Raw genomic sequence first — 10,518 nt, 5'->3', positions numbered from 1 at the left:
TCAGTTGGACGCTTCGAGGTCGCGGCAGGCCCGGTAGAGGTCCTTCCAGTCCGGACGGTTCCGGACAACTGTCTCCAGGTATTCCTGCCAGACCACGCGGTCCTGCACCGGATCCTTGACCACCGCACCCACCAGGCTGGCGGCCACATCCTGGGCACGCACGGTACCGTCCCCGAAATGGGCGGCCAGGGACAGCCCGTTCGTCATCACCGATATGGCCTCCGCCGTGGACAAAGTGGCCGACGGCGACTTGATGGTGGTGCGCTGGTCCTGCGTCACCCCGGCGCGCAGCTCGCGCATTACCGTGACCACCCGCCGGATCTCGGACAGTTCGGCCAGGCCGGCCGGCAGTTCCAGTGCGGTACCCAGGGCGCGGACCCGGGCTGTGACGATGTCCACCTCCTGGTCGAGGGTGTCCGGAAGCGGCAGCACCACCGTGTTGAAACGGCGCCGCAGGGCCGATGACAGGTCATTGACGCCCTTGTCCCGGTTGTTGGCCGTGGCAATGACGTTGAAGCCTTTCCGTGCCTGTATTTCGGTGTTGAGTTCGGGGACGGGGAGGGTCTTCTCGCTGAGGATGGTGATGAGGGAATCCTGCACGTCCGAGGGGATCCGGGTCAGTTCCTCCACCCGGACCAGGATGCCGGCTTCCATGGCCCGCATCACCGGCCCCGGCACCAGGGCTTCGCGGGACGGGCCGTCGGCGAGCAGGCGCGCGTAGTTCCAGCCGTACCGGAGTGCTTCCTCCGGCGTTCCCGCTGTGCCCTGGACCACCAGGGAAGACGACCCCGAGATGGCTGCCGCGAGGTGCTCGCCCAGCCAGGTCTTGGCCGTGCCGGGTACACCCAGCAGCAGCAGGGCACGGTCCGTGGCCAGCGAAGCCACGGCGATCTCCACAAGCCGCTGCGACCCCAGGTACTTGGGGGTGATCTCCACACCGTTGGGCAACGTACCGCCGAGGACGTACGTGGTGACCGCCCAGGGTGACAGCCGCCAGCTGGGCGGGCGCGGGCGGTCGTCCACGCCGGCGAGTGCGTTGAGTTCCGCGGCGTAGGCGTCCTCGGCGTGGGCGCGGACAATGTCCGCCGGGGCCGGGGCATTGGTCATGGGAAGGCCTCCGTCAGTGATTGTCGGAATGAGTGGTACTGGACGACGTCACGCAGCACGCGCCGACGCGATGCGTCGTCGTCGGAGCGGCCCAGCAGGCGGCGGCACTCGTCGGCGGCTTCGGCGGGCAGTGCCGCGGGCAGGACCGGGGCAAGGATGGCGGCAACGTAGCCGCCTTCCTTGCGGGCCACGAGCTCGAGGACGGCGCCGGCCAGGTCGGGACCCCAGGGCGTGGGGAGTCCGCGGAGCAGCGGAACCAGCGCAACCGGCTGGATGCTGCCCTCGCGCAGATGCTGCGCGAGCCACCGCTCCTGCTCCTCCGCCGGCAGGCAGGAGAGGAGGCGCGCGTCTGCCCGGAGCGCCAGCAGGGCACGCGCCCATTCGCGGTCGGCGCGCAGTACGGCGGTGGCGAGGATTGCTTGGATGATCCGCGGTTCCCCGTCCAGCAGGGCGAGGGTATAAGCCGGATCCCTGCCCGCCGCCGTCGTCCAGACATCCAGCGGTGCACCGCGGATGATCGTGTCCAGCCGGCGCAGCCGGTCCGGTTCGCCGGCAGGCGGCGGAGGGGGTATCCCGTCGCGCAACGCCGCTGCGTCCGGAGCGGGCGGCAGTTCAATCTCCAGGCGCCTCCGCAGCGCACCCCTGACGCTCAGCAGCGGCCGCAGCCGGGCAGCCATGCGGGCAGCGCGGGCGCTGCCGGGAAGCCGGTCCAGGAGGGAAGCGGCTGCATCGCGCACCGTCCTGGCCTTGTCATCCAGGGACTTCTCCAGGAGCGGCTCATCCCTGGCATCGAGATTGGTTTCCAGGACCCCCAGGAACAGTGCGCGGTCGCGGGCGCCCAGGCTGTCCCACTCGGCTTCCAGGCGTTCGACGGCGGCGGCCGGGTCGGTGCGCCGCAGCAATGTCAGCTTTTCCAGGGCATCGGCGCCGGTCACCTCCCTGTCCCCGGCCGTACCGGGGAGAGGCTCCGTAACCTGGGCCCGCTGGAGCTTCTGAAGCCAGCGGCCGCGGGTTCCGATGGCCGGTTCCAGCTGGTCCCTCACGGCGGGCTGGGTCTCTGCCAGGGTAAACAACGCGGGCAGCAGCCGGTGCGGAACCCGCCGTTCGGATTCCGCTGCGAGTCGCAGCCAGTCGGCCACCAGCCGGGTCCGGAGTTCGGACCCGACGGGAGGTTGCGTGAGGAGCAGCTCGAGGAGCCGGGCGGCGTCGCCCGCGGCGGGCGGGGCATCGTCCAGCGGCGCGGCCGATGGTTGGCCGCCCTGCACGGGGACAGCCCTGCGGGCCGCACGTGTGGCCACATCAGCAAGGGCAGCCTGGCCCAGCAGCGACTCCTCGGGCGAAATCCCGTCGGGACTCTGCACATGGAGCTCCGGGGGCGGCTGGGGAACCGGATGGCGGCCCGTGCCCACCAGCGCGGCGGCCCGCAGTTCGGCCAGCCATGTCATGCGGCCACCACTGCCCCGTCAACCACCACGGACAGCGGCCTGAGCCGGCCGTCCTCGAGTTCACCGAAAACCTCGACGGCGTGTCCGCCTGTCACTGCCAGCAAGTGGTCCAGGCGGGCGTCAACCAGCGGCAGCCCCTGGCCGGAGCTGTCCTGCAACCAGCCCTGGCCGGTGCTGCCGATCCGGACTCCGGCCAGGAGCACAGGGTGGCGCCCACGCCACGGCGAGGCCGCAACCGCGGCTGACTCAGCTGCCAAAGCCCCGGCAATACTGCCGCCCGTGCCCAGCCCGTGAGCCATTGCCTTGGGTGCCACAGGGCTGGTGAACATGGCCCGTCGTGGTGCCGAGCCGGGGTAGCGGGCCACCGTTGTGTCCAGTACGGCCCCTGCCAGTTGTGGCAGGGCAAAAGCTTCACCTCGGGCGGCGAAATCGAGGACGACGACGACAGTCCCGTCCGGCCCCTGCAGCCACGTCCGCTGCTGCTGGAGGCGGCCGTCGTCGCTGCGGTGCGCGCCGAGTACCAGCCAGGGGCCGGGCAATGCCTCGGTGTTGCGGACGTCCGCAGCGGGTGTGGGCCATCCGACTGCCGCCCGAAGGTCGGCCAGCTCGTCCTGCGTCAGCCGTTCCCGCCGCGGCCAGGCTTTCGTCAGGGCCCACCAGCGGCCTGCGTGCAGCAGGAGGTGGTCCGCCCAGTCGGTGCGGGCGTGGACATCCGAAGCCATGGCCCGTACCTGCTCTGCCAGGCCGGGCAGTTGGGCGTCAACCAGCCGGGCGGCCACGGCGTCCCACCAGGAATAGGGCTGGTTGCGAACCTGGGCGAGCCCGGTCCTGACCAAGTCCGTTAGCCACCGGGCGAAATCCTCGACGCCGGCGTCCATCAGTGCCGTCCGCTCCGCCAGCCGCTTGGCCTGCGCTGCCGGATCCGCGGGGCGCGCGTCGGGGCGGCCGGTGCGTGCAGCGGCCCGCTCCGTCCGCTTGGCTGCCCACTCGCTGGCGAAGGCGGCGGTTTCGGCACCTTCCCCGGCCGTCTCTCCCCGCGCCCACAGGAGGAGCAGCGCCAGTGCATGCTTGCAGGGAAACTTCCGGCTGGGGCACGAGCACCGGTACGCCGGCGCTACCGTATCCACGCTTACCTGGTAAGGGGTCTTGCCGCTGCCTTGGCATTTCCCCCAAACGAGGTCGCCGTTGCTGCCCGTCCCGGACCAGGGTCCCGGGCGGGCCAGCTTGCGGGCGGCAACCAGGGATGCGGCATCGGGCGCGGCGCTGGCCACCCTGTCCTCGCTCCAACGCCCCATGAACCACATTGTGCCTGATGCGGGCGGCGCCGGGGAGAGGCACGGACGTGCGGATGCGCCCGCGTGTCCCGCCTGCAGGTTGCGTTCCCGTGGTCAACCGCGGGCCGCGCGGTCGGCTAAGGTGCCTTTGGTAGTAGTCACTGGGCGAGCTGATGGGGGAACAACCGGGAATGGGTGCGCTCCGGTATCTTGCCGCTTCCGTACCTCCAAGGATGGCAAGTGCCGGCTCGACCGTTGCCCTGCCAATCCTGGCCGTGCAGCAGATGGGCGATGTCGCCGTCGGGGGCCTGCTCGTTGCCGCCTCGTTGGGGCCAAGCGTGCTCGCGGCTCCGCTGGTGGGCGCGGTGCTGGACAGTACCAGGCGCCCCGCCGCCTGGGTCGCCGCTGCCTGCCTGGTTACGGCTGCCGCCTTAGCCGCGACGGCACTCGTTGGCAGTATTCCGCTGGCTGCCGTATTCGTGGTACTTGCCCTGGCCGGGGCGGCGTCGCCGTTCTACATGGGCGGTTTTTCGAGCTTCGTCGCCGGTGCTATTCCCGACATCAGGCGGGCCTTCGCGGTCGATTCACTCTCCTACAACGTGTCCGCCGTGGCCGGGCCGGCTGTCGTGGCGCTGATTGCGGTGTTCCTGCCCGCGCAGGCGGCGCTGGCTGTCCTTGCGGCGTCCGCGGCGATCGGCCCGCTGGCCGTCGGCGGCGTGGCGCTCCGTCCGCACGGCCGCGCCCAGGGGTCTCTGTGGCAGTCGGTCAAAGCCGGACTGCACCGGATCTTCAGCCACCGGCCCTTGGCCGTGGTGACCGCTTCCTCCACCTTTACGCAGCTGGGCCAGGGCGGACTGGCGATTGCCGCCGTCACGCTCTCGTTCGAGCGGGCGGGGTCGCCCGGGGAGGGTGCCGCCGTGGTGACGGCTTTCGCCATCGGCAGCCTGCTGGGCGCCGTGGTGGAGACAGCCCGGCCCGCCCGTGGCCGGCCCCATGTGGTGATGGCTGTCGGTTTCCTGGCCACGGGGCTGCTGACCGCCGCTGCCGCCATCGACCTTGGCACGGTTTGGACCCTCGCCGCGATCGGCCTGTCCGGCTTGTTCACGGCCTCAACATCCGCCGCGATGCTCTTCCTGCGGAACCTGCACAGCCCGCCGCACTTAAAGTCCCAGATTTTCACCGTTACCGCGGGTTTCCGGGTCAGTGCTTCGGCTGCCGGCGTGGCCCTTGCCGGAACCGTAACAGGGTGGGGCGGCGCTGCAACGGTTGCGGCGGTAGGGGTTGTCTGGGTCCTCTCCGCCGCCCTGATGGCCGCCTATCCCGGCCGCGGCGGGTAGCTGGAATCTTTCGTCGCGTGGAAGGATCAGGTATGCCCGATCGCCTGATGCTGCTGGACACTGCCTCCTTGTACTTCCGTGCCTTCTACGGCCTGCCGGACACCATCCGGCGTCCGGACGGGACACCCGTCAACGCTGTCCGCGGGCTGCTGGACATGATCGCCAGGCTGACCACTGATTACCACGCCACCCACCTCGTTGCCTGCTGGGACGACGACTGGCGCCCGCAATGGCGCGTGGACCTGCTTCCCACGTACAAGGCGCACCGGGTGGCGGAGGCACACACCGGCGCGCCCGACGCCGAAGTGGTTCCGGATGCCCTGGAGGCGCAGCTGCCCATGATCCGCCGTGTCCTTGGGCTGGCCGGCATCGCCATCGTGGGGGCTGCCGACCATGAGGCCGACGACGTTGTGGGCACCTACGCCAGCAACGCTCCCTTCCCCGTCGACGTCGTCACGGGGGACAGGGACCTGTTCCAGGTGTGTGACGACGGCCTGCGGGTCCGGGTGATCTACACGGCCCGCGGCATGCGGAACCTCGAGGTTTATACGGAGGAGACAGTTGTCAGCAAGTATCGGGTACTGCCGCAGCAGTACGCCGATTACGCCACCCTGCGTGGCGACGCTTCCGACGGGCTGCCGGGCGTGGCCGGCATCGGCGAGAAGACGGCGGCGTCCCTGCTCCTGAAGTACGGCACCCTCGAGGGACTCCTGGAAGCGGCGGACAATCCCGGCAGCGGAATGGCGGCGCCCGTCCGCGCCAAGCTCGCAGCCGCCGCCGGCTACCTCGAAGCAGCCCCCGCCGTCGTACGGCTGGTCCGGGACCTTGCGCTGCCAAGCCTGGAGGAAGCAGGCGCCCGGCTGCACCCGGTCGTTGGCGAGCCGCGCGGCGAACTCGAACGTTTGGCCACGGAATGGAACCTGGGCGGCTCCGTCCGGCGCCTCCTCGAAGCGCTGGACCGGACAGCGTAGCCAACGCCAGCCGCGCGGTCCCTTGGTACCCGGCAGGACGGCGGGCAACTGCTGGTCACAACAAAAGCTGCCGCAGCCTGACTGGCCGCGGCAGCTTTTGTTGTCAGCGTACTCAGTACGAAATAAATGCGACGAGTTCGCCCACACGGTCTTCGGGGTAGTTTTTCGCAATATCACCCTGACTCAAAACACCAACAAGATTGTGGCCGTCGATGACCGGGAGGCGGCGCACCTGGTGGTCCTGCATCGTCCGGATGGCTTCTTCGATGGAGTCATCCGCGCCGATGGTGACCGGTTTGCCCTGGCCGAGCTCACCGGCTCTAACCGATCGCGGGTCCCCGCCTTCAGCAAGGCATTTGATGACGATATCGCGGTCTGTCAGCATGCCCTTGAGCCGGTTGTCTTCACCGCAAATCGGAAGTGAACCGACGTCAAGGTCCTTCATCTTGCGGGCGGCTGCCTCAAGCGTCTCGTTCTCGCCGATGCACTCCGCGCCACCTGTCATGATTTCCCGTGCCGTTGCCATGGTTGTCTCCTGCTTCCGTACCTAGGGTTTTTTCCTGCCCGGAAGGCCCTGCGGGACCCGCTGGCGCCGGGCGGCCCCGGAGAGCTAACCGATGGGAAAATGCTAAGGCTACTGACTATCCATGTCCAGAGTCCGTCCCTGCCCGCGCTTGCGCCGGCGGCCTGAGGTAGTAAGCTTGCTGAGCATTACTAGTAAGCTTGCTGACTAACCGGAAGATGGAAGCAGGAGTAATGGGCACAGTACTTGGCGTAGCCTGGTCGACGATGCTGACGGCAGGCGGGGCGGCGGTGACCGCCGGCGCAAGTCTGGGTGCCGCAGGCCTTGGCGGGCTGTACTTCGCAGGGCACGTGCTCCTTGGCATCGGTATCGGCCATCTGGCGGCAATCCTCCTGCGCGTGGCTGTCCGTCGGCTCATCAGGAATACCCGCAGCCGGACAGTCGAAGGGCAGGTACCGGAAGCTCCCCTCGCCACCGTAGCGGTATTGCCGCTCCGGCCGGCAGCAGTGCCGCCGCTGAGGGGCCGGCATGCGGCATAGGCCGGCAGAAGCGGCCGGCTCCAGTCCAACCAGGCCGGCACCACCACGGACAGCCCTGGCCACAGCCGCAGCAGTTGCTGCCGCGCTTGCCGTTGCCGCGGTGGTCCTTGTGGCTTCGGGAGGATTTCGCACGGCAGATTCGGATGAAACAACACTCCGCGGTTTCCAGATCCGGGTCCTGAGCATCAGCCAGGCCGCCGCTGAAAACAGGATGGACGGGGCCCTTGCTGCCCTGCAGGCCCTGGAGGCGGACCTGGACAGCGCCGCCCGTGACGGCCGCATCTCGGCTCCGCGCCTCCGCGGTATTGAATTGGCCCTGGCCTCGGTCCGTGCGGACATCACCGGCCACCTGACTTCCCAGGCTGCGCTGGCCGGAACCACGGCCGTCCCGGCTCCTGCCGAAGCCGTGGCTGCAGAAACAGTCCCACTGCCGGAAACAATCCAGCCGGAGCAGCCAGAGGCTGGTGAAGGGGTGGAGGTCATAGTACCGCCACCAGTCCCGGCGCAGCAGGAGCAAGGCGCCGGGGTTCCGGATGCGGCAAAGGAGAACAAGGGCAAAGGCAAGGGGAACGGCAAGCCCTGACAGCGGGCAAAATGGTCGGGTGACTTCTTCCCCGGTGCAGGGCCGCTTCGCCGGCGCACAAGCCTTCGACCTTGCTGCTGTTGGTGACGGCCTTGCGTTCGCCGACTCCCTGCCGGCCCTGGCGGATGCACTGGACAACGGACCCGTGCCGGGAACAGCGGTGGTGCAGGCGCCGCCGGGCACCGGCAAAACGACGCTCGTTCCTCCGATGCTCGGCAACCATGTCAAAGGCGCCGGGCGGGTAGTGGTGACCCAGCCCCGGCGTGTGGCCGTCCGTGCAGCCGCCCGGCGGCTGTCGGTCCTTGATGGCAGCCTCCTTGGCAGCCGCGTCGGTTATGCCGTACGCGGCGAGAGGCAGGCCGGTCCGCAGACCCTGGTGGAATTCGTGACGCCCGGCATCCTTCTTCGCCGCCTGCTGGCCGATCCGGGACTGGAGGGGGTTGCCGCCGTCGTCCTGGATGAGGTCCATGAACGGGGCCTGGAGACGGACCTGCTGGCGGGGATGCTCGCCGAGGTGCGGCAGCTTCGCAGCGACCTTGCCGTCGTCGCCATGTCCGCCACGCTGGACGCCCCACGTTTTGCCGCCCTGCTGGGAGATCCCGACGGCGGTGCAGCCGCTCCCGTCGTCAGCTGCGCCTCAGTGCTTCACGAGCTTGACGTGGAGTGGGCGCCGGCGTCCGGCCAGCGCCTCGATGGCAGGGGAGTGGCGCGCGCCTTCCTGGACCACGTGGTGGACACTGCTGCCCGCGCCCATACCGCGGCCTTGGCCGGCGACGGTACCGTGGACGCGCTGGTCTTCGTCCCAGGTGCACGTGAGGTGTCGCAGGTCGCTGCCGGGCTGCGTGGCAGGCTGGGACACAGCGTCGACGTGCTGGAGCTGCACGGCCGGGTGGCTGCGGCCGGGCAGGACCGGGTGGTTTCCGGACGCCGGCCCGGGGACAAAGCCCGCGTCATCGTTTCGACCGACTTGGCCGAATCCTCGCTGACTGTACCCGGCGTCCGGCTGGTAGTCGATGCCGGGCTTGCGCGTGAGCCCCGGCGGGACTCCGGCCGTGGAATGAGCGGCCTGGTTACCGTTTCCTGCTCGCGGGCGTCGGCTGACCAGCGGGCCGGCCGGGCTGCCCGCCAGGGGCCGGGAAAAGTGGTGCGCTGCTACAGCCAGCAGGCTTACAGTGCTGCTCCGGCCCACGTGATGCCGGAGATCAAGGTTGCGGACCTGACAGCCGGGGCACTGATTATGGCGTGCTGGGGAGCTCCGGGCGGCCGGGGGCTCGCCCTTCCTGACCGGCCGCCGCGGCAGGCCCTCGAGGACGCGGTGGAGGTGTTGCGGGAACTTGGCGCCGTTTCAGCCGATGGTCATGCAACAGCCACCGGACGGGTGTTGGCAGGGATTCCTGCCGATCCGCGGCTTGCCCGGGCACTGCTGGACGGTGCCGGTCCTGTCGGTTCCCGGGTGGCCGCAGAGGTGGTTGCCGCCGTCGCGGGAGACTACCGCGCCGAGGGTGCAGACCTTCCGGGCCTCCTGGCCAGGCTTCGCCGCGACGCCGGGCCTGAAGGGCGGCGCTGGGCGGAGGAAACGGAGCGCCTGGAGGATATTCTCCGTAACGTGGGAAGTTGCGGCCCCGCAGCGGCTTTGGCCGCGCCAAACCTTTCTGTACTGAAACTGTCCGTCCCGGACCCCGGCGTGGCGGTGGGCGCCGTCGTCGCGCTGGCATTTCCGGACCGGGTGGCCCGCCTTGTGCCGGGCGGCGGCCCGGCCCAGTACCTGCTCTCGTCCGGAACCAGGGCGGGACTTCCCGCCGAAAGCGCCTTGTCCGGCCATGAGTGGCTGGCGGTGGCGGAGGTGTCCCGCGCCGGGGGCAGGGACTCGGCCGGTACCGGTGCCGTTGTCCGGGCAGCCGCGCCTCTGACGGGTGACCTTGCCCTCGCCGCTGCTTCGCATCTGCTGGCGGACACGGTGGAGGCGGAGCTGGTTCAAGGCCGGGTGACCGCCCGGAGGGTGCGACGCCTCGGCGCCATCGTGCTTTCTGATACCCCTGTGCGTGTAGCACCTGCGGAGGGCCGGAAGGCGGTCCTGGCCGCGTTGCGGAAGGAAGGGCTGAATGCCCTGGAATGGTCCTCGGCGGCTGTTGCCCTGCGCCGCCGTCTTGCTTTGCTGCGCAGGGCAGTGGGCGGGCCGTGGCCTGATGTCTCGGACAAAGCCCTGCTTCGCGGCCTTGACGAATGGTTGGGCCCGGAACTGGAATCACTGGCTGCCGGAGGATCCCTCGCTCCCGTGGACCTCACTCAGCCGCTTCGCCGGCTCCTGCCCTGGCCCGAAGCCGCCCGGCTGGACAAGCTGGTCCCGGAATGGTTGGAAGTTCCCAGCGGCTCCCGAATTCGGGTTGACTACCCGCACCATGATGAGGACACAGCCCCACCGGTGGTGGCGGTGAAATTGCAGGAGTGCTTCGGCCTCGCCGAGTCGCCCCGGCTGGTGGACGGCACTGTTCCGGTGCTTTTCCATCTGCTGTCCCCGGCACGCAGGCCGCTGGCGGTGACGGACGATCTCACCTCGTTCTGGTCCGGTCCCTACTCGCAGGTCCGGGCCGAAATGCGCGGCCGGTACCCCAAGCACCCCTGGCCGGAAGACCCCTGGACTGCTCCGGCGACGGCACGGACCAAGCAGCGGAAATAACGTCGTTCGGGGACCCGCACACGTGTGCGCACGGGTGGGTGATAAGTCCGATACACAGCTGA

Annotated in this window: 9 protein-coding genes; 5 read left to right on the top strand and 4 right to left on the bottom strand. The window is 69.5% G+C overall.

Going from position 1 to position 10,518, the window contains the following annotated elements:
* Genes FDW83_RS02135 through FDW83_RS02125 form a run of 3 tightly spaced genes read right to left on the bottom strand, consistent with a single transcriptional unit; the run spans position 1 to position 3,847 of the window.
* Entirely contained in the window at positions 1-1,107 is a 1,107-nt protein-coding gene (locus tag FDW83_RS02135) for an AAA family ATPase (protein ID WP_138135945.1), read from the bottom strand.
* Positions 1,104-2,552: a DUF5691 domain-containing protein gene (locus FDW83_RS02130; RefSeq protein WP_138135944.1), complete on the bottom strand. Its 1,449-nt coding sequence runs from the start codon at positions 2,550-2,552 to the stop codon at positions 1,104-1,106. Before FDW83_RS02130 ends, FDW83_RS02135 begins: the two co-directional genes overlap by 4 nt.
* Entirely contained in the window at positions 2,549-3,847 is a 1,299-nt protein-coding gene (locus FDW83_RS02125; RefSeq protein WP_138135943.1) for an SWIM zinc finger family protein, read from the bottom strand. Before FDW83_RS02125 ends, FDW83_RS02130 begins: the two co-directional genes overlap by 4 nt.
* A gap of 212 nt (positions 3,848-4,059) precedes the next feature.
* Between FDW83_RS02125 and FDW83_RS02120 the strand changes: the two genes are divergently transcribed.
* Both FDW83_RS02120 and FDW83_RS02115 read left to right on the top strand, forming a co-directional pair.
* The gene (locus FDW83_RS02120) at positions 4,060-5,163 is read left to right on the top strand and encodes an MFS transporter (RefSeq protein WP_138135942.1); all 1,104 of its coding nucleotides are present in this window, start codon (positions 4,060-4,062) and stop codon (positions 5,161-5,163) included.
* 32 nt (positions 5,164-5,195) lie between these two features.
* Positions 5,196-6,134, top strand: a complete 939-nt coding sequence (locus tag FDW83_RS02115) for a 5'-3' exonuclease (protein WP_171027410.1) — start codon at positions 5,196-5,198, stop codon at positions 6,132-6,134.
* Positions 6,135-6,246: 112 nt separating this feature from the next.
* Here the strand turns inward: FDW83_RS02115 and FDW83_RS02110 are convergent, their stop codons facing one another.
* A complete protein-coding gene (locus tag FDW83_RS02110) occupies positions 6,247-6,660 on the bottom strand; it encodes a CBS domain-containing protein (protein WP_138135940.1) in 414 nt (137 codons plus the stop codon).
* Positions 6,661-6,890: 230 nt separating this feature from the next.
* On the opposite strand from FDW83_RS02110, the gene FDW83_RS02105 reads away from it, so the two are divergent.
* The 3 genes from FDW83_RS02105 to hrpB are packed head-to-tail and all read left to right on the top strand — an operon-like array spanning position 6,891 to position 10,456.
* A complete protein-coding gene (locus FDW83_RS02105) occupies positions 6,891-7,196 on the top strand; it encodes a hypothetical protein (protein WP_138135939.1) in 306 nt (101 codons plus the stop codon).
* Complete coding sequence (locus tag FDW83_RS02100; protein WP_138135938.1) at positions 7,186-7,779, top strand: hypothetical protein; 594 nt, start codon at positions 7,186-7,188, stop codon at positions 7,777-7,779. The genes FDW83_RS02105 and FDW83_RS02100 overlap by 11 nt, the downstream gene beginning before the upstream one ends.
* On the top strand, positions 7,730-10,456 hold the full coding sequence (hrpB, locus tag FDW83_RS02095; protein ID WP_138135937.1) for an ATP-dependent helicase HrpB: 2,727 nt from the start codon (positions 7,730-7,732) through the stop codon (positions 10,454-10,456). Before FDW83_RS02100 ends, hrpB begins: the two co-directional genes overlap by 50 nt.
* Positions 10,457-10,518 lie beyond the last annotated feature (62 nt).

The organism is Pseudarthrobacter sp. NamE2, from assembly GCF_005796205.1.
Taxonomy (GTDB): domain Bacteria; phylum Actinomycetota; class Actinomycetes; order Actinomycetales; family Micrococcaceae; genus Arthrobacter.
This window is presented reverse-complemented; position numbering and strand designations above follow the sequence as displayed.